The following is a 423-nucleotide window of genomic DNA, read 5'->3' as shown; positions in this document are numbered from 1 at the left end:
AGTCGCTTTACGGAATGGCCTCAGTTCAAAAGGGTTTGACGGCTTTGTTGATTATGAAACAGATTCAGATTGGCAAAATAAGTTTGCAAACAAAGCTTGGTCTTTTCTATCCCAAAATTCCTAACGCCGGAAAAATAAGCATTCATAATCTGTTAACGATGACTTCCGGATTGTCGGTCAAAGGTAACCCAACGAATTTAAAAGATGATAACGCATATATCGATTGGTATGTAAACCATGCTATTCAAAGGTATCCGATTGGAAGTTGGCATTACGATGCAACTAATTTTAAAATTTTGGCAGGTATTTTAAGAATATTAACGAAATAAAATTATGCCGATAATTTAAATAATTCACTTGGCAAGAAATTTGATTTTTTGTCTCCGGATGAATTTATTGTCAACAAAAATCATACTTATTCAT

General features: G+C 33.3%; 1 protein-coding gene. It reads left to right on the top strand.

Annotated features, from left to right (window positions below; all coding sequences use genetic code 11):
- Nucleotides 1–329, top strand: a 329-nt coding sequence (locus KH893_RS12490) for a serine hydrolase domain-containing protein (RefSeq protein WP_281166363.1), incomplete at its 5' end; no start/stop codon positions are given.
- Nucleotides 330–423: the final 94 nt, after the last annotated feature.

Source organism: Liquorilactobacillus sicerae (assembly GCF_029916425.1).
Classification (GTDB): Bacteria; Bacillota; Bacilli; order Lactobacillales; family Lactobacillaceae; genus Liquorilactobacillus; species Liquorilactobacillus sicerae.
Note: the sequence above shows the minus strand (reverse complement) of the source record. Positions and strands in the feature narration are given on the sequence as shown.